At 35.6% G+C, this 25,901-nt stretch carries 21 protein-coding genes, 1 riboswitch and 1 other annotated feature; of the genes, 18 read left to right on the top strand and 3 right to left on the bottom strand.

The genetic code is table 11. From position 1 onward, the window contains the following. Positions 1-119: 119 nt before the first annotated feature. Complete coding sequence (gene xylB, locus NYE52_RS15660; protein WP_341193933.1) at positions 120-1,619, top strand: xylulokinase; 1,500 nt, start codon at positions 120-122, stop codon at positions 1,617-1,619. 48 nt (positions 1,620-1,667) lie between these two features. Here the strand turns inward: xylB and sspI are convergent, their stop codons facing one another. Then, a complete protein-coding gene (gene sspI / locus NYE52_RS15655; protein ID WP_341193932.1) occupies positions 1,668-1,874 on the bottom strand; it encodes a small acid-soluble spore protein SspI in 207 nt (68 codons plus the stop codon). A gap of 207 nt (positions 1,875-2,081) precedes the next feature. Between sspI and NYE52_RS15650 the strand changes: the two genes are divergently transcribed. The 14 genes from NYE52_RS15650 to NYE52_RS15585 all read left to right on the top strand — a co-directional run bounded on the left by NYE52_RS15650 (position 2,082) and on the right by NYE52_RS15585 (position 20,301). Beyond that, a complete protein-coding gene (locus tag NYE52_RS15650; protein WP_341193931.1) occupies positions 2,082-2,828 on the top strand; it encodes a TrmH family RNA methyltransferase in 747 nt (248 codons plus the stop codon). Between the two features lie 115 nt (positions 2,829-2,943). Next, positions 2,944-3,190: a binding site (T-box leader), on the top strand. A gap of 66 nt (positions 3,191-3,256) precedes the next feature. Further along, positions 3,257-4,297, top strand: a complete 1,041-nt coding sequence (gene pheS / locus NYE52_RS15645; RefSeq protein WP_341193930.1) for a phenylalanine--tRNA ligase subunit alpha — start codon at positions 3,257-3,259, stop codon at positions 4,295-4,297. Positions 4,298-4,313: 16 nt separating this feature from the next. After that, positions 4,314-6,728 (top strand): phenylalanine--tRNA ligase subunit beta, encoded by a 2,415-nt coding sequence (gene pheT / locus NYE52_RS15640; RefSeq protein ID WP_341193929.1) that lies wholly within the window; start codon positions 4,314-4,316, stop codon positions 6,726-6,728. 174 nt (positions 6,729-6,902) lie between these two features. After that, the gene (zapA, locus tag NYE52_RS15635) at positions 6,903-7,163 is read left to right on the top strand and encodes a cell division protein ZapA (protein ID WP_341193928.1); all 261 of its coding nucleotides are present in this window, start codon (positions 6,903-6,905) and stop codon (positions 7,161-7,163) included. Between the two features lie 2 nt (positions 7,164-7,165). Then, positions 7,166-7,714, top strand: a complete 549-nt coding sequence (locus tag NYE52_RS15630) for a CvpA family protein (RefSeq protein ID WP_341193927.1) — start codon at positions 7,166-7,168, stop codon at positions 7,712-7,714. A 136-nt stretch (positions 7,715-7,850) separates the two neighbouring features. Then, positions 7,851-9,581 carry a DNA polymerase/3'-5' exonuclease PolX gene (gene polX / locus NYE52_RS15625; RefSeq protein ID WP_445669118.1) on the top strand — a complete coding sequence of 577 codons (1,731 nt, stop codon included), beginning with the start codon at positions 7,851-7,853 and terminating at the stop codon, positions 9,579-9,581. Between the two features lie 85 nt (positions 9,582-9,666). Next, entirely contained in the window at positions 9,667-12,018 is a 2,352-nt protein-coding gene (locus NYE52_RS15620) for an endonuclease MutS2 (protein WP_341193926.1), read from the top strand. Positions 12,019-12,056: 38 nt separating this feature from the next. Beyond that, positions 12,057-12,464: a DUF350 domain-containing protein gene (locus tag NYE52_RS15615; protein ID WP_341193925.1), complete on the top strand. Its 408-nt coding sequence runs from the start codon at positions 12,057-12,059 to the stop codon at positions 12,462-12,464. A gap of 170 nt (positions 12,465-12,634) precedes the next feature. After that, a complete protein-coding gene (locus NYE52_RS15610) occupies positions 12,635-14,317 on the top strand; it encodes a long-chain-fatty-acid--CoA ligase (RefSeq protein WP_341193924.1) in 1,683 nt (560 codons plus the stop codon). Next, positions 14,310-15,062, top strand: a complete 753-nt coding sequence (locus NYE52_RS15605; RefSeq protein WP_341193923.1) for an electron transfer flavoprotein subunit beta/FixA family protein — start codon at positions 14,310-14,312, stop codon at positions 15,060-15,062. The genes NYE52_RS15610 and NYE52_RS15605 overlap by 8 nt, the downstream gene beginning before the upstream one ends. 21 nt (positions 15,063-15,083) lie before the next feature. Beyond that, entirely contained in the window at positions 15,084-16,055 is a 972-nt protein-coding gene (locus tag NYE52_RS15600) for an electron transfer flavoprotein subunit alpha/FixB family protein (RefSeq protein ID WP_341193922.1), read from the top strand. Between the two features lie 125 nt (positions 16,056-16,180). Next, the gene (trxA, locus tag NYE52_RS15595; protein ID WP_341193921.1) at positions 16,181-16,495 is read left to right on the top strand and encodes a thioredoxin; all 315 of its coding nucleotides are present in this window, start codon (positions 16,181-16,183) and stop codon (positions 16,493-16,495) included. Positions 16,496-16,861: 366 nt separating this feature from the next. After that, entirely contained in the window at positions 16,862-18,634 is a 1,773-nt protein-coding gene (gene uvrC / locus NYE52_RS15590) for an excinuclease ABC subunit UvrC (protein ID WP_341193920.1), read from the top strand. A 65-nt stretch (positions 18,635-18,699) separates the two neighbouring features. Next, positions 18,700-18,881: riboswitch (Lysine riboswitch) on the top strand. Positions 18,882-19,071: 190 nt separating this feature from the next. Further along, complete coding sequence (locus NYE52_RS15585) at positions 19,072-20,301, top strand: aspartate kinase (RefSeq protein ID WP_341193919.1); 1,230 nt, start codon at positions 19,072-19,074, stop codon at positions 20,299-20,301. A 178-nt stretch (positions 20,302-20,479) separates the two neighbouring features. Here NYE52_RS15585 and NYE52_RS15580 read toward each other — a convergent pair whose 3' ends face one another. Beyond that, entirely contained in the window at positions 20,480-20,938 is a 459-nt protein-coding gene (locus NYE52_RS15580) for a YslB family protein (RefSeq protein WP_341193918.1), read from the bottom strand. Positions 20,939-21,535: 597 nt separating this feature from the next. On the opposite strand from NYE52_RS15580, the gene NYE52_RS15575 reads away from it, so the two are divergent. The 3 genes from NYE52_RS15575 to sdhB are packed head-to-tail and all read left to right on the top strand — an operon-like array spanning position 21,536 to position 24,714. Then, positions 21,536-22,144 (top strand): succinate dehydrogenase cytochrome b558 subunit, encoded by a 609-nt coding sequence (locus tag NYE52_RS15575; protein ID WP_341193917.1) that lies wholly within the window; start codon positions 21,536-21,538, stop codon positions 22,142-22,144. A gap of 46 nt (positions 22,145-22,190) precedes the next feature. Beyond that, the gene (sdhA, locus tag NYE52_RS15570; protein WP_341193916.1) at positions 22,191-23,954 is read left to right on the top strand and encodes a succinate dehydrogenase flavoprotein subunit; all 1,764 of its coding nucleotides are present in this window, start codon (positions 22,191-22,193) and stop codon (positions 23,952-23,954) included. Position 23,955: 1 nt separating this feature from the next. Next, a complete protein-coding gene (gene sdhB / locus NYE52_RS15565; RefSeq protein ID WP_341193915.1) occupies positions 23,956-24,714 on the top strand; it encodes a succinate dehydrogenase iron-sulfur subunit in 759 nt (252 codons plus the stop codon). A 35-nt stretch (positions 24,715-24,749) separates the two neighbouring features. Here the strand turns inward: sdhB and NYE52_RS15560 are convergent, their stop codons facing one another. Next, complete coding sequence (locus NYE52_RS15560) at positions 24,750-25,883, bottom strand: hypothetical protein (protein WP_341193914.1); 1,134 nt, start codon at positions 25,881-25,883, stop codon at positions 24,750-24,752. Positions 25,884-25,901 lie beyond the last annotated feature (18 nt).

Raw genomic sequence — 25,901 nt, 5'->3', positions numbered from 1 at the left:
ATCACAAGTTTATTAGTAGTAGCTAATTGAAAATAATCTACTAGATATACTTGTGGAGGTCTAAATCTCTATGAATGAGGCAGCCCTTTATTTATGTCTTATGAAGGGAGAGCATAAAAATGTCATATGTAATTGGAATTGATTTAGGAACTAGTTCATTAAAAGGCTTGCTAGTAGATAAGGAAGGGAAGGTTCTTGTAACAAAGAGCTCTGAATATGAACTTTTGACTCCACAGCCGAAGTATAGTGAGCAAAATCCAAGTGTTTGGATCGAAGCACTGGATACCGTGCTAAAAGAAATAATTGTAGCATTTCCAGAAGCAGCATCTGAAACAGAGGGAATTAGCTTTTCCGGACAGATGCATAGCTTGGTTTTATTAGATGGCAAGGGGGAACCATTAAGAAATGCGATTTTATGGAATGATGTAAGAACAAGTAAGCAATGTCAGGATATTATGGATAGAGCGGGACGAGAGATAATTCGTATTACGAAGAACAAAGCGTTAGAAGGATTTACTTTGCCTAAGCTATTATGGGTGAAGGAAAATGAACCTGCGTTATGGGAAAAGGCAACAGATTTTCTTTTACCAAAAGACTATCTAGGCTTTTATTTAACTGGCAATAAGCAAATGGAGTATTCAGATGCTGCAGGAACATTATTGCTAAATGTGGAAGAAAAAGTTTGGAGCGAATCTATTGCTGAATTATTTGATCTGCCTCTATCTATTTTCCCTAAGCTTGTTGAGTCTTCTGATAAAATAGGCGTAATTAAGAAAGAGCTTGTAGAAAAGTATGGCTTTACAAATGATATTGCTGTATTTTCTGGTGGTGCAGACAATGCGTGTGCGGCAGTTGGTGCAGGTATAGTAGAAGAGGGAATGGGCTTAGCTAGTATAGGAACATCCGGTGTTTTCCTTTCCTATGAACAAGACGGACAACAAGAGTATGAAGGAAAAGTTCATTATTTCAATCATGCAATTAAGGACAGCTTTTATTCCATGGGAGTCACATTATCAGCTGGATATAGCTTAAATTGGTTTAAAAATACCTTTGCTGCAGATAAAAGCTATGATCAGCTTCTCGCTAATATAGATAATGTCGCAATCGGTTCAGATGGTTTATTGTTTACTCCTTATATAATGGGAGAGAGAACCCCCTATACTGATAGCCAAATAAGAGGCAGCTTTATTGGAATGGATGCAAGACATACATTAGATAACTTTGCACGCGCTGTTATAGAAGGAATCACTTTTTCATTGAATGATAGTAAGATTCTTATGGAGGAAAATGCAAATAAGCAATTTACACGAATTGTCTCTGTAGGCGGAGGAGCAAAAAACAGCGATTGGCTCCAAATTCAAGCAGATATTTTTAATGCGCCTGTCGTTAATTTGACAGTTGAACAAGGACCGGGATTAGGAGCAGCGATGATTGCTGCAGTTGGATTAGGTTGGTTCCCGACGATGAATGAGTGTGTAGAGACATTTGTTCAGTATAAGGAAGAGTTTCAACCAATTCCTGAGAATGTAAAGAAATACGAAAAGGTATATGAGATTTATAAAGGTGTATACGCAGCAACGAAAGAAACAGCACATAAACTACATGCATTAAACGACTAATTTAATTCTGAAATAAACATAAAGAAGGAGAAATCTCCTTCTTTATGTTTATTTTAATCCATTTTCTAATGTATGCAGCATTTCTATCTTATCTTCTTCTGAGGAATTTTTCCAAATCACTTCGAATAAAACACCTAAACCAGGCAGCATTTTTTCTTCTCCATTTTGAATAGCATCCACAATGGTATCCTTTAATTCATCCTGCGAATTACCAGAAACATTATGGATAATTGCATTTCGTAAATTTAAATTCATAATAAGCACCCTTCTTTCCATAATTATCTATCCAAACCATTTACAATTTGTAAATGGCAAGGCTAGAGTTATTTGTGTACATATCTATTTTTTATCATTTCACTAATGGCATTTATTATGTATTTTATTTACGTTATAATGTAAGGAATGTAAAAAGATATATTAATGAATGTGAAATCATTTAGTGATTATGAAGGAGAATTGTAAGTGAAGCACATACTTTCAGTGAAAAATCCCCAGATTAAAGAATGGAAGAAAAGATTGACGAAAAAAGACAGAGATAAGACGGGTACGTTCCTAGTTGAAGGTTTTCATCTTGTGGAAGAAGCTTTTAAAGCAGATGCAATTATCGATTTGATTATATCTGAAGAAATAGATGTACCTTCTTGGGATTATGGAGAGATTCCAATAACGGTTGTTACAAAAGAAATTATTAAGGAGCTATCGGATACAGAAACACCACAAGGGATTCTCGCATTATGCAGACAGCAAAATCAGCAAGATATTCTATCCACAGCACAAACCTTTATTGCGATTGATCAGGTTCAAGATCCTGGTAATATGGGAACCATTATCCGAACAGCAGATGCAGCAGGGATAGATGCTGTTATTATCGGAGAAGGAACAGTGGATATATATAATCCGAAAGTAGTACGATCAGGGCAAGGTAGCCATTTTCACCTCCCAATTGTAAAAACAAATTTATCTGCATTTATCGATGCGTTAAAAGAGAGAAATATCCCTGTTTACGGTACTGCACTTGAAAATGGCAGAAATTATCGAGAAATAAAAAAAACAGAATCATTTTGTTTAATTGTTGGAAATGAAGGCAATGGTGTAAGTAACGAAGTATTAAGTAAGACAGATAAAAATTTATATATTCCAATCCATGGTAAAAGTGAATCCTTAAATGTTGCAGTTGCAGCAGGGATTTTAATGTACTATTTTAAATAGAATATTTTCCTTTTCAAAAGGCTGGTAGTTAATGGATTGTTACTTTAACAATGGGAAAATAGATTGATTTGAAAACTATTTAGATATATATTATAATTAAAACCAAATTACATGAATAAAGACATTGATGGAGAAAAGTAATTGATGATTTTTAATGTAGGGAGAAAATGCCTTAGACTGAAAGCATTTTTATTAAAAACATGAATGAAGTTCACCTCCTGAGTCGGCATCGGGACCATTTTTTTTTAGAAAGATGTAAAGATGTACCGGTATAGACTACCGTTATCCAAATGAAGTGAACTTGTTTTAGTATACATACAAGTTAATTAGGGTGGTACCGCGATAAAAACCTCGTCCCTTTTTTGGGGATGAGGTTTTTTTATGCCGTTTTTCATGCAAAAGCAACTAATATATAAGGAGGAAATATAATGGAAGATAAATTAAAAGAATTGCAAGCTGAAGCTCTAACGCGTATTGAAAACAGCAAAGAGATGAAAGAGCTAAATGAAATTCGTATCGCATACTTAGGTAAAAAAGGTCCGATCACAGAAGTGTTAAAAGGAATGGGTAAACTATCTGCAGAAGAAAGACCAAAAATGGGTGCATTAGTGAATGTCATTCGTGATGAAATTACCAGTCACATTGAATCAAAACAAAAAGCACTAGAAGAGGCACTTGTTCAAGAAAAAATTGCATCTGAAACGATTGATATTACCTTACCTGGACGTCCTGTTTCTGTAGGGAATCACCATCCGCTTACAAGAGTAGTCGAAGAAATAGAAGATCTCTTTATTGGTATGGGCTATACCGTTGAAGAAGGACCAGAAGTAGAAAATGATTACTATAATTTCGAAGCATTGAATCTTCCTAAAGATCACCCAGCGCGAGATATGCAAGATTCATTCTATATAACAGAAGAAACATTGCTTAGAACACAAACTTCACCAATGCAAGCAAGAACACTTGAGAAGCATAAAGGGAAAGGTCCAGTAAAAATTATTTGTCCTGGTAAAGTGTATCGTCGTGATAATGATGATGCAACTCATTCCCACCAATTTATGCAGATTGAAGGACTTGTAGTAGACGAAAACATTCGTATGAGTGATTTAATTGGAACACTTGAAGTTTTTGCTAAGAAAATGTTTGGGGAAGATAGAGAAATTCGTTTGCGTCCAAGCTTTTTCCCATTCACAGAGCCATCCGTTGAAGTAGATATTTCGTGCTTTATCTGTAAAGGTGCTGGCTGTAGTGTGTGTAAAAAAACAGGCTGGATTGAGATTCTAGGAGCTGGAATGGTCCATCCTAATGTATTGGAAATGTCTGGATTTGACTCGGAGAAATATTCTGGATTTGCTTTTGGAATGGGTCCAGAGCGAATTGCGATGTTGAAATATGGAATTGATGATATCCGTCATTTCTATACAAATGATGTACGTTTCTTAAAACAATTTACAGTACCGGAATATTAAGGGTGGAGGAGAAAAAATGTTAGTATCCTATAATTGGTTAAATGAATATGTAGATTTAAATGGCATTAATCCCGATGAATTAGCGGAAAAAATTACAAAAAGCGGGATTGAAGTAGAAGGTGTTGAAATTCTCGACGAAGGGATTAAAAATGTTGTTATCGGTTATGTAGTAGAGCGTGAACAACACCCAAATGCAGACAAATTAAATAAATGCTTAGTAGATGTAGGCGAAGGGGACCCAATACAAATTATTTGCGGAGCTCCAAACGTCGATAAGGGACAAAAAGTAGCTGTAGCGAAAGTAGGAGCTGTACTTCCTGGCAACTTTAAGATAAAAAAGGCAAAGCTTCGCGGAGAAGAATCAAATGGAATGATTTGTTCTTTACAAGAACTTGGAATTGAAGGGAAAATTGTTGCAAAAGATTATGCGCAAGGTATTTTTGTTTTTCCAAGTGATGTTGAGATTGGAAAAAATGCATTAGAATACTTACAACGAAATGATGCTGTCTTAGAATTAGGTCTAACTCCAAACCGTGCTGATTGCTTGAGCATGCTTGGTGTAGCTTATGAAGTAGCTGCTATCTTAGGAAAAGAAGTAAAATTACCTAAAGCAGAATATCCAACAACTAATGAGAAGGCATCTGATTATATTCAAGTTTCAGTAGAAGAGAATGCAGATACACCGTTATATACAGCGAGAGTAATTAAGAACATTAAAATTGCTCCATCTCCATTATGGATGCAAGGAAAATTAATGGCAGCAGGCATTCGTCCACATAACAATGTAGTAGATATTACAAACTATATTTTATTAGAATATGGTCAACCATTGCATGCTTTTGATTATGATAAAATTGGTTCAAAAGAAATTCTAGTTAGAAAAGCACGAAACGAAGAAAAAATGACGACTCTTGATGAAGTAGAAAGAACATTATCAGCAGATAATTTACTTATTACCAATGGTCAAGAAGGAATTGCTGTTGCCGGCGTAATGGGTGGAGCAAATTCTGAAGTTAAATCTGATACAACTACTGTTTTATTAGAATCGGCTTATTTTGACAGCAAAGTAATTCGTAAATCTTCAAAAGTAATTGGTTTAAGAAGTGAAGCGAGTGCAAGATATGAAAAAGGAATTGATCCAAATCGAGTGCGTGTAGCTGCAGAAAGAGCTTGTCAATTATTGCATTTATATGCTGGTGGAGAAGTGCTTGAAGGGGAAGTTGCAGTTGACACCTTAACTGCTGAGCCAAAAGTTGTTTCCATTACACTAGAAAAAATTAATCAAACATTAGGAACATCATTAGAAGCTAATGAAGTAACCGCCATTTTTGACAGTCTTCAATTTACAACAAAGGTGGAGGGTAATACATTCCTCGTGACTGTTCCGACTAGAAGAAATGATATTGTTATTGAGGCAGATTTAATGGAGGAAGTTGCACGCCTTTATGGGTATGATAATTTACCGAAAACATTGCCTATTGGCGCATCAACACCAGGTGCCTTAACTGCTTATCAGAAGAAGCGCCGTATGGCTCGTAGATATTTGGAATCCGCTGGTTTATATCAAGCGATTACCTATTCTCTAACAAATGAAGCAAAAGTGCATAGCTTTGCTTTAGAAAAAAGAAATCCAATCAAACTTGCGATGCCAATGAGTGAAGAACGCGCGTTATTACGTCAAAGTATTGTACCACAGCTTTTAGAAGTGCTTAAATATAATGCAGCAAGACAAAACGAAAGCCTAGCTGTTTATGAAACAGGTGTAGTGTTCTTAGCGAATGGAGAACAGGAACTTCCGGAAGAAAAAGAACATTTAGCAGGTGCGGTTACAGGAATTTGGAGTACACATCCATGGCAAGGAGAGAAGAAAGCAGTTGATTTCTTTGTAGTAAAAGGTGTATTAGAAGGATTATTCCAAAAATTAGGTGTATCGGAAAAAATTACTTATACAAGAACGGAAATGGAAGGGATGCATCCAGGAAGAACGGCTGAAATCGTCCTTGATGGAGAAGTTATTGGGTTTGTAGGTCAAGTTCATCCGCAAATGCAAAGAGAATTAGATTTAAAAGAAACGTATTGCTTTGAATTAGACTTAAGTAAATTATTTGCAGTAGAAATAGAAGCTTTACATTATACTTCTATTCCTCGTTTCCCTTATGTAACAAGAGATATTGCCTTAGTTGTGGATAAACAAATTTTAGCAGGCGATCTTCAACAAATTATTACTGAAGCCGGTGGAAAATTATTGAAAGATGTCCAAGTGTTTGATTTATATGAGGGTGAGAAAATGGAGGAAGGCAAAAAATCAATTGCATTCTCCTTAACATATTTTGACCCAGAACAAACATTAACAGACGAAATGATTAGTAAAGCCCACGAAAAAGTACTTGCAGCAGTGAAAGAACAAGCAGGAGCTACTTTAAGAGGCTAAGGAAATAGAAAAACATCCTAGAATTCCATTTTGGGATGTTTTTTTATTTAACGAAAATAGTAATTATTTCCCTTTATCAAAAGTCTTGAGAGAGAATCTATTCGAATGACTTCCCTAGCAAGAATAGTTCATGATATGATAGAAACTAGGATTCTTTAGAATGGAGGCATGGGCGTGTCAAATACCCCTAAAAATCGTACAAATGTTGATATATACGGAACACCATATACAATAATAGGGGAAGAACCTTCGAGTCATGTTAGACTGGTTGCCTCCATAGTAGATGAAAAAATGCGTGAAATTCATGTCATGAATCCCTCACTTGATTTAAATAAACTCGCAGTCCTTACTGCTGTTAATATAGTAAACGACTTTGTAAAGCTAGAAGATCGAGTGAAAGAATTGGAAGAAGAATTAAAAAGAGAAAAGGACTGACAATGTTCATGTTGGATATTATTTTGATTATTTTACTACTTTTTGGTCTTCTAAGAGGACTAAAAAGAGGGTTTATTATGCAAATTATTCACTTAACAGGATTTATTGTTGCGTTTATAGTTGCTAATAAATATTATATTCCACTATCACAAAAACTAACACTATGGATTCCATATCCAAATACAGGAGAAAGTAGTTTTCTGCATTCCTTTATTCAAACAGCGAATATAGAAGATGTTTTTTATAGAGGCTTCTCTTTTATTGTGATTTTCTTTGTTGTAAAGATTATTTGGCAAATTCTTGGTAGTATGATAGATTTTGTTGCTAGTATTCCTGTTTTAAAGCAGTTAAATACTTGGGCTGGTGCTGTATTAGGATTTATTGAAACATATTTGCTATTATTCCTTCTATTATATATTTTTATTTTAATACCAATTAATTTTATGCAAGTTCAATTAAACGAATCCTCTGTAGCAGCTTGGATGATAGAAAATACTCCATATTTTTCTGAGAAAATAAAAGATTTATGGTTCGATTATATCGCTTCATAGAAATTAGGAAACTCTTCTAGCTTTGTATGTAGCTAGAGGAGTTTTTAGTATGTTTCCTACAATATGACTTCATTATAGAATTGTAGCAGTTCATGGTATGATAGTAGGTAGGAATTGAAAGTAGAAGGCTTATTTTATGCATGTGGGTGATGAGATGTTAACAAATAAAGATATTATTCGATTATTAGAGCAAATAGCGATTTATATGGAGCTTAAGGGAGAAAATCCTTTTAAAATTTCTGCCTTTCGAAAAGCTGCTAATACAATTGAAACGAGTGAAAAAAATTTAACAGAAATAACAGACTTAACAGAACTACCTGGAATCGGTAAGGGGACAGCTGCTGTTATTGAAGAATATATACAAGAAGGAAAGTCTTCCGTATTACAAGAACTGAAAGAAGAAGTTCCGAAAGGGTTAATACCTTTGTTACAGCTACCTGGTCTTGGTGGGAAAAAGATAGCGAGATTGTATAAAGAGCTATCTGTTGAAAATGCTGATGATTTAAAGAATGCCTGTTTAGAAGGAAAAGTTCAGGCATTAAAGGGATTTGGAAAAAAGACAGAGGAAAAAATACTAGAGTCCCTTCAAAATGTTGGATCAAGACCAGATAGATTACCAATTGCCTTTATGATTCCAATTGCGGTTTCGATTGAAGAGGCATTAGCGAAAATGGATGGTGTTGTCCGCTATTCAAGAGCAGGAAGCTTAAGAAGAGTGAGAGAGACCATTAAGGATTTAGATTTTATAATCGCAACAGAGGATCCAGAACAGGTGAAAACTCAGTTGCTTCAGCTGTCATCTATTAAAGAGGTAATTGGGGCAGGTACAACAAAAGTAAGTGTTGTTCTTGGATTAGAGTATGATGTTTCTATAGACTTTCGTTTAGTAAAGCCAAAGGAATTTGCAACAACACTGCATCATTTCACAGGTTCAAAGGAACATAATGTACGGATGAGACAGCTAGCAAAGGAACGGGGAGAAAAAATAAGCGAATATGGCGTGGAGAATAATGAAACAGGCGAAGTTAAAACCTTTGAAACAGAAGAAGCTTTCTACCATTATTTTGGACTACCATTTATTCCTCCTGAAATAAGAGAAGATGGAAAAGAAGTAGACAACTATTCAGAACATAGTGAGCTAATCTCCTTGGAAGATATTAAAGGAGATTTGCATATGCATACAACAGCAAGTGATGGTGCACATACATTGGAGGAAATGGTAGAAGCAAACCGTAAATTAGGCTATCAATATATGGCCATTACCGACCATTCCCAATATTTAAAGGTAGCAAATGGATTAACACCAGAAAGAGTACGAAAGCAAATACAAGAAATTAAAAGACTTAATGCGAAGTATGAGGATATAACTATTTTAGCTGGTGCAGAAATGGATATTCTTCCAGATGGGACCTTAGATTATGAGGAAGATTTATTGAAAGAATTAGATATTGTTATTGCTTCTATTCATTCAGCGTTTTCACAATCTAAGGAAAAGATTATGAATCGTTTAAAAGCTGCAATGGAAAATAAGTATGTCGATATCATTGCCCACCCAACTGGAAGAAAAATTGGTAAGAGGGATGGATATGATGTCGATATGGACATGCTTATTCAATTAGCAAAAGAAACGAACACGGTTTTAGAGCTAAATAGTAATCCTAACCGTTTAGATTTAAATGCAACATATATCAAAATGGCGCAGGATGCAGGGGTGAAGATTGTTATTAATACAGATGCCCATTATAAGCATGAGCTTCAAAATATGGCAATAGGTGTTTCCACAGCGAAAAAAGGATGGGTAAAAAAATCATCGGTCCTAAATGCGATGACAAAGGATGAGCTATTGGCGTTTTTGTATAAAGGCTAAATGAAGAAGTAGTATTACGCAAGAAAATAGAAAAAACGAAAAAACATCATTAACCCATAAGTGGGATAGCAAAGGAGATTACTCCATGCAGGATAGAGTATTAAAAACGTTAGAATTTGATAAAATTAAAGCTCAATTAATGGAGCATGTATCTTCCTCTTTAGGAAGAAATAAAGTGGAGGATTTAGTTCCTTCTACTGATTACAATGAAGTAGTAAGATGGCAGGATGAAACAGATGAGGCTGCTAAAGTATATCGAATGCGGGGAACGATTCCTCTTGATGGAATTTATGATATCGGCGCCCATGTGAAAAGGTCTTCTATTGGTGGAATGCTGAGTCCACTAGAATTAAATCATATTGCAAGCACGGTCCATGCTAGTAGACAAATGAAACGTTTCATTGAAGAGTTTCATGAGGAAGAAGCTGTGCCATTTCTTTTTACCTTAACAGATAGTATTACAGTACTTGCTGATGTAGAAGAAGAGATAAAGATGGCGATTGATGAACAGGGTTCGGTCTTGGATAGCGCGAGTGATACACTTAGAACATTGAGAAATCAATTACGTAGAAACGAAGCAAAGGTACGGGAGAAGCTAGAAAGCATGATCCGCTCCTCTAATGCTCAAAAGATGCTTTCGGACAGTATTATTACAATAAGAAATGATCGCTATGTTATTCCAGTTAAACAAGAATATAGAGGAAACTATGGTGGAATAGTTCATGATCAAAGTGCTTCCGGTCAGACTTTGTTTATTGAGCCACAGTCCGTAGTTACCTTAAATAATGAACTGCAAGGAATTCGTGTTAAGGAGCAGCAAGAGATAGACCGTATCTTAACCCAATTAACTGCACTTGTAGCGCAAAATGAAGAAGAATTATTGCATATTGTTACGGTTTTAGCAGACATTGATTTTATGTTTGCAAAAGCAAAATATGCTCATCGCTTGAAAGCATCGAAACCAAAAATCAACGATGAAGGAAAAATTGTACTTCTTAAGGCTAAGCATCCACTTATACCACCAGAAGTAGTAGTGGCAAATGACATTGTTCTTGGAGATACATATACATCGATTGTTATTACCGGGCCAAATACAGGTGGTAAAACAGTAACCTTAAAAACAGTAGGATTATGTACTTTAATGGCGCAGGCTGGTCTTCAAATTCCAGTTCTAGATGGTTCAGAAATGGGTGTATTTAAATCCGTTTATGCAGATATTGGAGATGAGCAATCCATTGAACAATCATTGAGTACATTCTCCTCCCATATGGTTAATATCGTAAGTATACTTGAAAAGGTTGACCATGAGAGCCTTGTCTTATTTGACGAGTTAGGAGCAGGAACAGATCCTCAGGAAGGGGCAGCACTTGCTATTTCTATTCTTGATGAAGTAAATAAAAGAGGAGCAAGGGTCATCGCAACCACTCACTATCCAGAGCTAAAGGCATATGGCTATAACCGAGAAAGTGTTGTGAATGCTAGTGTAGAATTTGATATTGAAACACTAAGCCCAACCTATCGCTTACTAATCGGCGTACCAGGTAGAAGTAATGCCTTTGAAATTAGTAAACGACTAGGTTTGAAAGAAGATGTGATTGAGACTGCTCGTTCACATGTCAGTGAAGATAATAATAAAATCGAGAATATGATTGCTTCATTAGAGGAAAGCCGTAGACATGCTGAAAGGGAGCATGAAGAAGCTAAAGATTTATTAAAACAAGCAGAAATGCTTCATCGAGATTTACAGAAACAGGTAATGGAATATTACGGGAAGAAAGAAACATTACAAGAAAAAGCAAAAAAAGAAGCGAAAGAAATTATTGAAGAGGCGAAGAAAGAAGCAGAAGCTGTTATTGGTGATTTAAGAAAATTGCAGCTTGAAAAACGTGCGGAAATAAAAGAGCATGAATTAATTGATGCAAGAAAACGATTAGATGATGCAACACCGCAGATAGAAAGGAAAAAACAACAAGCGCCAACCAATTCCAGCCATGTTTTTCAACCAGGTGATGAAGTAAAGGTGCTTAGCTTTAATCAAAAAGGACAGTTACTACAAAAGGTTTCTGATAAAGAATGGCAAGTTCAAATTGGCATTATGAAAATGAAAGTGAAAGAAAAGGATCTTGAATTCATAAAAGCACAAAAGGTAGTGGAAACAAAACCGCTTGCTACGATAAAAGGAAAAGATTATCATGTGAGCTTGGAATTAGATTTACGTGGCGAAAGATTTGAAAATGCTTTAGCAAGAGTAGAAAAATATATTGATGATAGCCTGCTTGCTGGCTACCCTCGAGTTTCGATTATTCATGGAAAAGGAACAGGGGCTCTACGTTCAGGTGTTCAAGAATATTTGAAAAATCACAGAGCTGTGAAGAAAATTCGCTTTGGGGATGCTGGAGAAGGCGGAAGCGGTGTGACTGTTGTGGAATTTAAATAATCCCTTCTTTAAGAAGAAAATCGTAGAGGAGAAACCATATGGATCAATTTTGGGAAAATGAATATGTAAAAACAGCAGGAGATTATAGTGTTGTTATTTTAAGTCTTGTTGTATTTTTGGCTATTTTTGAACTCGTAACAAAATATAATAATTGGGATGAAATAAAAAATGGCAATCTCGCAGTAGCGATGGCTACTGGGGGGAAAATCTTCGGTATTGCGAATATCTTTAGTCATTCGATTATGCATAATGACTCTCTATTGACGATGATAGTATGGGGAGTATATGGTTTTATACTATTGTTAATCGGTTATTTTATTTTTGAATTTTTAACGCCAAAATTTAAAATCGATGAAGAAATAAAAAATGATAATCGAGCTGTCGGATTTATTTCAATGATTATATCCATCGGTTTATCTTTCGTAATAGGCGCAGGCATTTCTTGAAAAAGAATGAGAAAAGGGAACTTTCACTTTGTGATGGTTCCTTTTGTTTGTTTAGGTTTGCAAGCCTAATTTTTCTATTAAGTCGAAAGTAGGCTTATACATAATCCAATTATAGATTTCTCCCATATAATAAGCTAGTACAACAATAGAATTAATATGGAGGAATTGTGTTGGAAACTGAGAAAAGATGGTTAAAACTTTACCCCGCCCAAATAGCCAAAAATGTCTACTATCGGGCAGATACTCTCCCACAATTATTGGAAAATGCTGCAAAAGAATATTCTAAGCATAAGGCCATTCATTTTATGGGAAAAGAAATTACCTTTCAAACACTATACAAAAAAACATTGAAATTGGCGTCCTATTTACAGAGTTTAGGGATAGAAAAAGGGGACAGAGTTGCAGTAATGCTTCCGAATATTCCGCAAACAGTTATTAGCTTTTATGCGATTTTGCAGACTGGAGGAATTGTTGTTCCGGTAAATCCTTTGTATCAAGAAAGAGAAATAGAATTTATTATGAAAGATTCAGGCGCAAAAGTAATTATTACTTTAGATTTGCTCTATAACAGAGTGGAGAAAGTGAAAGAACAAACAGATTTAGAACATATCATTGTAACGTCCATTAAAGATTATCTTCCATTTCCGAAAAATATTGTTTATCCTTTTATACAAGCAAAAGAACAAGGAAAACCCCCCGTTATTATTTCATCAAAATCCACTCATCTTTTTACCCAAGCAATGAAGGCTCGTGATCATCAGCTTAATAAAGTACCAATTAGTTTTGAAGAGGATATTGCAATTTTGCAATATACAGGAGGAACTACAGGGTTTCCTAAAGGAGTTATTTTAACCCATCAAAATTTAGTTGCAAATACCTCCATGTGTAGGCAATGGCTATATAAGATGGAAAAAGGAAAGGAAGTAATGCTTGCAGTAATGCCATTGTTCCATGTATATGGTCTTATGACAGTCCTTGTTTTATCTGTAATGGAAGTATATAAGATGATCCTCGTTCCAAAATTTGATGCAACTGGTCTTTTAAAAACGATTCATAAACAAAAACCGACTGTCTTTCCAGGTGCTCCTACTATTTATATTGGATTAATGAATCACCCCGATATAATGAAATACGATCTTTCTTCGATAAAAGGAGCAATAAGTGGTTCTGCTCCATTACCGGTAGAGGTTATCGAGAAGTTTGAGCAAAAAACTGGCGGAAAGATTGTGGAAGGTTATGGATTAACAGAAACATCTCCAGTCACCCATGTGAATTTCTTATGGGATAATGAAATTGTGAAAGGAAGTATTGGTGTTCCGTGGCCAGGGACAGATGCAGCTATTTTCTCTTTAGAAACAGGAGAAATGTTACCGAATGGTGAGATTGGAGAGTTGGGAATTAAAGGTCCGCAAGTAATGAAAGGGTATTGGAAGAATGAGGAAGAAACGCAAAAGGCTTTAAAAAATGGCTGGCTATTAACAGGCGATATAGCTTATATGGATGAAAACGGATATTTTTATATCGTCGATCGGAAAAAAGATATTATCATTGCTAGTGGCTTTAATATCTATCCACGGGAAATAGAGGAAGTATTGTATGAGCATCCAGCCATTATGGAAGCATCCGTCGTTGGTGTCAAAGATTCTTACAGAGGAGAAACAGTTAAAGCCTTTATTGTTTTGCGAGATGGAATGACTGTAACGGAAGAAGAACTGAATCAATTTATGCGAAGAAAGTTGGCGTCATTTAAGGTTCCTCGTATCTATGAATTTAGAAAAGAACTTCCTAAGACGGCAATCGGAAAAGTATTGAGAAGACAATTGAAGAAAGAAAGTGAAGAAGTAAATGGGTAATAAAGCGTTGAATATGATTGTATTATTATCGAGAACCGTTTCTCCAGAAGCTTCTTTAGTAGTAGAATCAGGACAAGTTTTTGTAGAGGAGAGTAACTTTATCATTAATCCGCCAGATGCGATAAGCTTAGAAGAAGCTCTGCAATTAAAGGAAAAATATGATGGCAAAATTACCGTATTAATGGTAAGTGGAAAAGAAGGGGAAAAGCAATTAAGAACAGCATTGGCTATGGGAGCAGACGAGGCTGTCTTAATGGAATGTAGTCCTAAGGAAGATGAACCGTCCATTATAGCTAAAAAGATTAATGATTATTTACAGAGTGTTAACTTTGATTTAATCTTAGCAGGGGATTTTTCAACAGATGGAGCATCCAGTCAAGTTGGCCCCCGTATTGCTGCTTTATTAGATATCCCCTTTATTACCAAAACAATATGCATTAATCAAGAGGAAAGAAACGCAATAGTGAAGAGAAATGGGGACGGGGACATAGAAACATTTCGTGTTCCTTTTCCTTTTTTAGTCACTATTCCACAAGGATTACATGTTCCGCGATTACCATCCTTATCTGGAATTATGAAAGCAAAAAAGAAGCCTCTACTATTTAAACAGTCGAAAGAAATTTCCAATATAAATAATCTGAAACAGTATTCATATCCGAATTTAAAACGAAAGCAAACAAACATTCAAGGGGAAACACAAGAAAAGGTAGTTACATTAGCAAAGTTGTTAAAGTCATTACAATGATAAGTTACGGAGGTGTTAGTTATGAAGGAAAAAATTATTATTTTGGGAGAATATCAACAAGGTAATCCCTCCTCCATTACCCTTGAATGTATTACAGCTGCCAAGCAGTTACAAAGGGAGGCGGAGATATCCCTTTTATTAATGGGAGACGAAGTAAAAAAAGATGTATCCGATTTGGAGCAATATGATGTTGATCAAATGATAATTGTGGAAAATCCGTTTCTGTCTAGATTTTCCAGTGAAATGTATTCGAAAGCACTTTTATCTATATGGAACCAACTTCAGCCTACTATTCTCCTATGTGGACACACAGATATAGGAAAAGCTATTTCTCCATATTTAAGTGAAAAAGTGGATATTCCTTTGTATTCGAATGTGGAGGACTTTGAATCTTATGAGAGAAAGTTGTACTTTACTCGATCTGTTTATTCGGGAAAATTAATGGAAAGAGTTGAAGTGAATGAGCCTACTTTTCTCGTAACGATTAAGCCTAAAAAGTGGGAAGCCGCACCAAAGAAAGTGGGGAGAAAAAATATCATTCGTACCATGGAAGTAACAATAGAAAAACCTATTTCGTCTTTAATTGGGCTAGAACAAAAAAAGCTCGATTCTGTTGGCTTAGTGGATGCGAAAATTATTGTTGGTGCTGGCAGGGGGATTCAAAATGAAGAAGGGTTTGCTTTGGTTACCAAATTAGCAGAATTGCTTGGGGGAACAGTTGGTGTATCTAGAGGAGCAGTAGAATTAGGATTATGCGATGCCACCCTTCAATTAGGACAGACAGGAAAAACGGTAGCACCTGATCTTTATATCGCCTGCGGAATTTCCGGAGCCATTCAGCATCTCGTTGGCGTTACATCTGCAAAGACGATTATTGCCATCAATAAAGACCCAAAGGCACCTATTTTTGAAGTAGCTGATTATGGAGTGATAGGGGACGTATTTGACATTATCCCTGCATTGATTAAAGAATTGGACAATACGACAATCTAATTACGTTGAATGTATTATCCAGTAGTAGGGGAAAATGATAGTTGAAACATATTATTAGTATCATTGCTTAAAGCATGGTATACTTTCGATATTGTAAGTTTATCAAATAAGGAGGCAAATAATAAATGGCAATTACACATGCAACAGATCAAACATTCCAAGAAGAAACAGGTTCAGGTGTAGTATTAGTAGATTTCTGGGCACCATGGTGCGGACCTTGTAAAATGATTGCTCCAGTTCTAGAAGAGCTTGATGGCGAAATTGGTGATAGCGTAAAAATCGTTAAAGTAGATGTAGATGAAAACCAAGGATCAGCATCTAAATTTGGCGTAATGAGCATTCCAACTTTATTAGTTCTTAAAGATGGCGAAGTAGTAGATAAAGTAGTTGGTTTCCAACCAAAAGAAGCTCTATCCGAGTTATTAGCTAAACATGCTTAATTAACTCTCTCTAGAAGAGAAAAAAACTGTAAACACACTCAGAAAATGAGGAAGTGTTTACAGTTTTTTTATTGATGGGGATGGAATGAGCAACAGCAAAAAAAGTGGCGTTCATAAGAGTGATGAATACCACAAATGAATGAAATTCACCAAAAGAGTAGCGTTCATCTAAACAATCAACACTCAACAGTCTATTTATCAAATGAAAACTCCCAATGCCCATCTTCATCCATCCAAAATTTAACCGTTCTCATCAAAATATTACCATCTTATACTTTTTCCTTGATGAATCGATGAAATTCTCTATAATTAGAGAAGATAGTATATATGTTCGTTTGTAAGGTTTGCATGCTGGGAGGGAATACATTGAACGATATCATTAAAAATAAATTAATGATCTTACCTGATCAGCCTGGCTGTTATTTAATGAAGGATCGACAAGGCACAATTATATATGTAGGAAAAGCAAAAGTGCTAAAAAATCGAGTCCGCTCTTATTTTACAGGCTCTCATGATGGAAAGACATTAAGACTAGTCAATGAAATAGAAGATTTTGAATATATCATAACCTCTTCCAATATCGAAGCGCTTATTTTAGAAATAAATCTAATTAAGAAGCACGATCCGAAATATAATATTATGCTGAAAGATGATAAAAGCTATCCGTTTATTAAATTAACGGCTGAAAGACATCCGAGGCTCATTACAACACGAAATGTAAAAAAAGATAAAGGGAAGTACTTTGGACCATATCCAAATGTCCAAGCGGCAAATGAAACAAAGAAACTTCTCGATCGAATTTATCCTTTACGGAAATGCAATGTATTACCAGATAGAGTATGTTTATATTATCATCTGGGACAATGTCTTGCTCCGTGTGTTAATGAGGTATCCGAACAAGAATATAAGAGGATGACAGACGATATTACGAAATTCTTAAATGGCGGGTATAAAGAAATAAAAAAAGAGTTATCTGAAAAAATGATGGCAGCTTCAAGTGAATTAGATTTTGAACGGGCGAAGGAATATCGAGATCAGATTGCTCATATTGAGGCAACGATGGAAAAGCAAAAAATGATGATGACCGATTTAGTGGACAGAGATGTTTTTGGTTATTCTTATGACAAGGGTTGGATGTGTGTTCAAGTATTTTTTATTCGTCAGGGGAAGCTAATTGAGCGAGATGTCAGCACATTCCCTATTTATCAAGAGCCTGAAGAGGAGATGTTAACCTATCTAGGGCAATTTTATGAAAAAGCGAATCACTTTAAACCAAAAGAAATTTATCTACCAGATGATATCCAAGGAGATATCGTAGAGGAATTATTAAAGGTGAAAGTGACAAAACCGCAAAGGGGACAAAAAAAGGAACTTGTATTATTGGCAAATAAAAATGCAAAGAATGCTTTAAAGGAAAAGTTTGCATTAATTGAAAGAGACGAACAGAGAACCATTAAAGCGGTGGAAAACCTAGGGGAACAATTAGGTATATACACTCCACTTCGCATTGAAGCATTTGATAACAGTAATATACAAGGAACAAATCCCGTGTCGGCTATGATTGTCTTTATTGACGGAAAACCTGCTAAACGGGAATATCGCAAATATAAAATCAAATCGGTAAAAGGTCCAGATGATTATGAGTCCATGCGTGAAGTAGTTCGCAGAAGATATCAACGTGTTTTAAAAGAAGGATTGCCGCTTCCTGATTTACTTTTAATCGATGGTGGGAAAGGACATTTAGAAGCAGTGCGAGAGGTTCTATTAGATGAATTAAGCTTGGATATTCCAGTTGCTGGCTTAGTTAAAGATGATAAACATCGCACCTCACAGCTCCTTTTTGGAAATCCATTGGAGATTATTCCACTGGAGAGAAATAGTCAGGAATTCTATCTTTTGCAAAGAATCCAGGATGAAGTACACCGTTTTGCGATTACTTTTCACCGTCAGTTAAGAGGGAAAAATGCTTTTCAGTCCTTATTAGATGATATTCCTGGAATTGGAGAAAAACGGAGAAAATTACTTTTAAAAACATTCGGTTCGGTAAAGAAAATGAAAGAGGCCACGTTGGAAGAGTTTTTAGAAATCGGGATTCCATCGAATGTAGCAGAACAATTACTTGTTAAATTAAAGGAATAAAAGAAAAATAATAATTGTCGTAGTGAAAACACTATGCTATAATGATGGCAACTTATAACTTAATAAGTGAAGGTAGAGGTGCGAACTTCAATAGTAATAATTCGGAGAAGAATGAGCTTCAGAGAAGAATTATGAAAGGGATAGATCGCCGAAGTAAAAAAAGTTCTCATGGCTTTTTTACTGGTTTTGCATTGAATAAATGTAAGACTGTCAAAACAAGAAACTGTTTTGGAGAGCTATCTCACTGTTTGTGCATATTTTTTTAATGGACTGCACGGCAATGAGATATTCTCATTGCTTTTTTTATTGTTTTTTTTTCTCTATTTTATCTGCATTAGTTTTCTATAGTAAACTAGTGCGAAGACAAACTTACATAAAAGAAAAGCAATGAGAAATGTAGATAAACCTCTAAGATTACAAGAAGGTAGGGAATAACTTTGGGATTAGTTGTACAAAAGTTTGGTGGAACTTCAGTAGGTAATGCAGAAAGAATTCTACATGTAGCGGAAAGAGTAATGGAAGAAAAAAATCGAGGAAATGATGTAGTTGTTGTCGTTTCAGCAATGGGAAAAACGACGGATTCCCTTGTAACCTTAGCGAATGAAATAAATCAAAAACCATCTAAGAGAGAAATGGATGTATTACTTTCAACTGGAGAACAGATTACAATTAGCTTATTGGCTATGGCTTTACAGGCGAAAGGGGTAGAAGCTATTTCTTATACTGGATGGCAAGCCGGGATAGAAACCGAGGACGTACATGGCAATGCCAGAATTTTAAACATTATAACAGATAAAGTACAAGACCAAATTCAGCAAGGAAAAGTGGTTGTTGTTGCAGGATTCCAAGGTGTTACAGAAACTGGTGATATTACTACCCTTGGTCGCGGTGGATCAGATACTACAGCAGTTGCCATTGCAGCAGCGCTAAAAGCGGATAAATGTGACATCTACACAGATGTAACGGGTGTGTTCACAACCGATCCTCGTTTTGTTAAAAATGCTAGAAAGCTATTAGCTATTTCCTACGATGAAATGTTAGAATTAGCTAATTTAGGGGCAGGGGTATTGCATCCAAGAGCGGTAGAATATGCCAAAAACTATCAAGTCCCGTTAGTGGTTCGCTCAAGTATGGAGCAAGAAGAAGGAACAATCATCGAGGAGGAAGTTTCAATGGAACAAAATTTAGTCGTACGTGGAGTTGCATTTGAAGATAATATTACGAGTGTTACGGTATTTGGGTTAAGAAATCCGTTAACAAGTCTTTCTACTATTTTCACAACACTTGCATCTCATCATATTAATGTAGATATTATTATTCAAAGCCTTACGAATGATCAACTGACAAACCTATCTTTTTCTATTAAAGATAGTGATTTAGAAGAAACATTAAAAGTGTTAGAAGAAAATAAGGCTGAATTAGGATATGATAAAGTCACTTCTGAACAAGGTTTAGCCAAAGTTTCGATTGTTGGCTCTGGAATGATTTCCAACCCAGGTGTTGCAGCGGATATGTTTAAAGTATTGTCTGCCGAAGAAATTGTGATTAAAATGGTTAGTACATCAGAAATTAAAGTATCTACTGTTATCGAGAAAGAGAATATGGTAAAGGCAGTAGAAACATTACATGATGTGTTTGAATTAAGCAAAATCCCTGTAAATGCATAATAAGTAGTAATCTCAATTACTAAGTGCAACATGTTAGTAATTGAGGTCTTTTTTTGGTGAGAGGCAATAGCACTGTAGTATCAGAATGATTATAATCGTAAAAGAAAAACTCCAGTGAATAAAAGGAATAAAGAGCCTTAGTTACAAGCTTCCCTTAGTCACGTGGAGTCATCTTTTATTATTCTACAGAATCTTTACTATCCCATCGAACAGTTATTGTAACTTTATAATCTTTTCTTTTTGGATCTTCAAATGCTTCAGCAATTACCTTTTTTGTCTGCTCATATTGTTGCGCTAAATAACCTGCTTCAAGTTGAAAGGTACATTTCCCTTTTTCCTTCAATCTTTTTTCAATGAGCTCGCTGGATAATTGGTAAGTAATTTCATTTTTTGTTTGTTTCACCACTTCTAAATTTCCCCATCCAACTTTTTGAAAAAAGACATAAGCTTCTTCTGTTGCTGTCAAAGGGAATAAACGAGCAATACGTTTACCTGCCCAATATAAAAGATCAGGCGTATCGCGACCTAATAATTCAGGAATAAGTATTTCTCGAATTAATTCATATCCATATGCGGGAACAGTAAGCGGATCAGCTTCCACCTGTATTTTTTCTTCTACGGATGTTAAATTACTCAATATGCTCTCCTCTTTCTACCATTCTATTATATTCACTTATTTAGAAGAATAAGAATTAGTCTCCTTATAAAAGTAATCATATTAAGTCATGAAGGATTATTCCATACGAAAGTTTAAGTAAAAAGTATGGATTCCAAATAAAATAGAATAAAATATATTGTCTAAATAGTATACTGTATAAACGAAAAAAAAGCATAAGAAAAGGGAATGATTTTTCATTTAGGGTTGCTAAAAATTTAAAAAACATTAAGTAAGTTTATTGCAATTTAACAGGAAAATAAATTATTCCTATGAATAGCAAGTGTGAAAAGACCAATAAACAGATTGTATTTATTAGTGATTCTAACTGCTTTGTTATTGATTCTATTATTTGATTTGCATATTAAATTTATGCGAATAATAGAAAGGAGGAAATTTTTACTTTTTTTCACATATAGATAGAAAAAAAAGCGAAAGAAAATTTATTTAATGTATCCGTTTTCTTGACCGCAATTTTTTTTAAGAGTACAATTAAATTGTCACTAAATTGTAAGAATTTTTGGTTTTGTTATCGCTTTATAGGCAAAGGGAGTATGTCATCAATTAGGGGGGAATTTTATGGCAGCAAATCGAGAGTTTTTATTCAGAAGGCTTCACTCTTTATTAGGAGTAATTCCTGTAGGAGTATTTTTGATCCAACATTTGGTTGTCAATCACTTTGCAACTAATGGTCCAGAAGCTTTTAACAAAGCAGCTGGATTTATGGAGCATTTACCTTTTCGGTATTTTCTTGAAATTTTTGTAATATTTTTACCAATATTGTACCATGCAATTTATGGAATCTATATTGCATTTACAGCCAAAAATAATACAAAAAACTACGGGTTCTTTCGAAATTGGATGTTCTATATCCAAAGGGTGACAGGGATTATCACATTAATATTTATCGTTTGGCATGTATGGGAAACAAGAGTGGCTGCACAATTAGGGCAAGAAGTAAATTATGACATGATGAGTGAAAATTTAGCTAATCCATGGATGTTAGCATTTTATTTAGTAGGAGTTATCTCTACTATTTTCCACTTCTCTAATGGATTATGGTCCTTCTGTGTTAGTTGGGGAATTACAGTTTCTCCGAAATCACAACGAATTAATACATATGTAACACTGGGGATTTTTGTTGCATTAACCATTGTAGGTGTACGAGCAATTTTCGCATTTGTTTAATAATAGTAGATTAATAGAGCAATAGATGAGGGAGTGAACGTTTGTTATGAAGAAAGGGAAAGTTATCATCGTTGGCGGTGGTTTGGCAGGATTAATGGCAGCAATCAAAGTAGCAGAGTCAGGGACTCCTTTAGAATTGTTTTCCCTTGTACCTGTAAAAAGATCACATTCCGTTTGTGCACAAGGTGGAATTAATGGAGCGGTAAATACGAAGGGAGAAGGGGATTCTCCTTGGGAACACTTTGATGATACTGTGTATGGTGGAGACTTCTTAGCAAACCAACCGCCAGTTAAAGCGATGGCTGAAGCAGCTCCTGGGATTATCCATTTGATGGATAGAATGGGTGTAATGTTTAACCGTACTCCTGAAGGATTACTGGACTTCCGCCGTTTTGGAGGAACTCAGTATCACAGAACAGCCTTTGCTGGAGCAACAACCGGTCAACAGTTGCTTTATGCATTAGATGAACAAGTAAGAAGATATGAAGTTGATGGGCTTGTAGTAAAGTACGAAGGTTGGGAATTCCTTGGAATTATCACAGATGAAGAAGGGCTATGTAGAGGAATTAAGGCTCAGGATTTAAAAACAATGGAGATTAAATCTTTCCCTGCAGATGCCGTTATTATGGCAACTGGAGGTCCTGGAATTATCTTCGGAAAATCTACGAACTCCATTATAAATACTGGTTCAGCAGCATCTGTTGTTTATCAGCAAGGAGCTTATTATGCAAATGGTGAATTTATCCAAATCCATCCAACGGCGATTCCAGGTGATGATAAACTACGTTTAATGAGTGAATCAGCTCGTGGGGAAGGCGGTCGAATCTGGACGTATAAAGATGGGAAACCATGGTATTTCTTAGAAGAGAAGTATCCAGCTTATGGAAACCTTGTGCCAAGGGATATCGCCACGCGCGAAATTTTCCATGTATGTGTCGATCAAAAGCTCGGCATCAATGGGGAAAACATGGTGTATTTAGATTTATCCCATAAAAATCCAAAAGAGCTCGATATTAAGCTAGGCGGCATTATCGAGATTTACGAAAAATTCACTGGCGAAGATCCACGTAAGCTTCCGATGAAAATTTTTCCTGCAGTTCATTACTCCATGGGCGGATTATGGGTTGATTATGACCAAATGACAAATATTCCAGGTTTATTTGCAGCAGGGGAATGTGATTATTCTCAGCATGGAGCAAACCGTTTAGGAGCAAATAGCTTGCTTTCAGCGATTTATGGTGGAATGGTTGTAGGTCCGAATGCTGTTAAGTATATCAGTGGATTAAGCAAAAGCGCAGAAGATTTATCGTCTTCTCTATATGATTCAGCTATTAAACAAGAAGAATCCAAATGGCAGAATATCATGAAAATGGATGGAACTGAAAATGCCTATGTACTTCATAAGGAATTAGGAGAATGGATGACTGATAATGTGACAGTTGTTCGTTACAACGATAAGTTGCTTGCAACAGATAATAAAATTCAAGAGCTATTAGAGCGATATAAAAAAATTAATATTAATGATACTGCAAAATGGTCAAACCAAGGAGGCGTATTTACTCGTCAATTAGAGAATATGCTTCAGCTAGCACGTGTGATTACCCTTGGTGCATATAACCGAAATGAGAGCCGTGGAGCACATTATAAGCCAGAATTTCCGGAAAGAAATGACGAAGATTTCCTAAAAACAACAATGGCTAAATTTGTTAGTGGAAATGAGGCGCCAGATTTTCATTATCAAGAAGTCGATACTTCATTAATCAAACCTAGAAAAAGAGATTATTCAAAGCAAAAAGAGGGAGTGAAATAAAATGGGGGAGCAAAAAACAGTAACGTTACAAATTGAAAGACAAGATGACCCTAATTCACCATCTTATGTAGAAGAATTCACTTTGCCATATCGTCCTAATATGAACATTATTTCTGCACTTATGGAAATTCGCAGAAATCCTGTAACAAGCAAGGGGGAAAAAACATCTCCAGTTGCTTGGGATATGAACTGTTTAGAAGAAGTGTGTGGAGCATGTTCTATGGTGATTAATGGAAAGCCGAGACAATCATGTACGGCACTTATTGATCAATTAGAACAGCCGATCCGACTGGAGCCAATGAGAACATTTCCAGTTGTTCGTGATCTTCAAGTCGATCGTAGCCGCATGTTTGATAGCTTAAAGAAAGTGAAAGCATGGATACCAATCGATGGAACGTATGATTTAGGGCCGGGTCCAAGAATGCCAGAGAAAAAACGCCAATGGGCATACGAGTTATCTAAATGTATGACATGTGGAGTTTGCTTAGAAGCCTGTCCAAATGTAAACAGTAAATCTAATTTCATTGGACCAGCTCCTCTTTCTCAAGTTCGTCTGTTTAATTCCCATCCAACAGGAGAAATGAATAAAGAGGAAAGATTACAAGAGATTATGGGAGATGGAGGACTAGCTAACTGTGGTAACTCGCAAAACTGTGTGCAGTCCTGTCCAAAAGGAATTCCATTAACAACATCGATTGCTGCTCTTAACCGTGAAGCAACTTTCCAAGCGTTTAAAGATTTCTTTGGAAGTGATCATTAATCAAAAAAGACCGCCATTTGGTGGTCTTTTTTCGGCTAATATTTTTCTTTGAATTGACGATAGGCGAAAATAAATTCATTTGCTACTGATTTTTCTTCGCGAGCTAGTTCGCTTATGTTCTCCTCTAAATAATCAATAGTAGCTTCTAGAAGATGCAGATTCTCTGTAAAGATTCGTTTATCCTCCTCTTTTTCCATATCAGTGACCTTTTGACCGTAATCATACTCATACAATGTATCATATGCTTCATTATTACTTGCAGCTAATGTAACCTTTCTTTGCAAGCATGGCAGGCAAATTCCACATGGTAAAGTAGTAGACGTTTTCCCGTTTCTCCTTATTCGTTCACAGTCTACAGTATTTTTAATTTGTAGTTTATAGTCTTTTGGCATCTCGTTTATGCTTAGTTGTAAAGGTTTATGCAAAACAGGAGTTTGGATAGATATCTGAAGATCCAGACTTGCATAGAGATTATTTAATAGTTTAAAAGTTTTCGGATGAGTAGATTTGAGCAATACATTTGAATCAATCGTAACTGTCCTATTAATTTTGCTATTCTGATAGACATAAATATTACTTCCCTCGTTAAAGTGTGTTTTTACCGCTGCAATGGAAACAAGTAAACAAGTTCGAAAGGCTGAAGAATTCTTGTGAATGCCAGAATTTAAAGTAATTATCTCACCAGAATCAGGTACATTATCGCGTAGAAAAGCAGCTAATTTTTTTTGCTTTTCTCGCTCATTCCCTTTATTTATTAGTCGAATATAATCGGAGGCAATAGGGTAAGTTGAGTCATTATTTTTCTCAACCCCAACAATTGAGTCCAGATCATCTAAAAATAAAGAAACTTCATGATTATTAGGAAGACAAAAAGAAGGAAACGTAATCTCCACATCAATTGGTTGGAATTGAAGATACACAGGTTCTTCCATTAACCAATCAATAAGTTGTTCTAGGACATCCCTTGTGTCTTCCCAAAGACTTACATGGAAAACAGGGATGATTATGTTAGTTTTTCTTGCTTTTTTTGTTTGTTGTTCATAATAGTATAGGCTACCCATAATCGTTACGATATCAATAAATGGAGTGCCATTTTCTTCATAATCGAAATACATATCCTGAAGCAGCTCTTTATGTAAGTTTGTAAGAAATTCTATGTTTAAGTCCATCTTTATCACCAAAGCTTC

The sequence above is a fragment of the Niallia sp. FSL W8-0635 genome, assembly GCF_038007965.1.
GTDB lineage: Bacteria > Bacillota > Bacilli > Bacillales > Cytobacillaceae > Niallia.
Note: the sequence above shows the minus strand (reverse complement) of the source record. Positions and strands in the feature narration are given on the sequence as shown.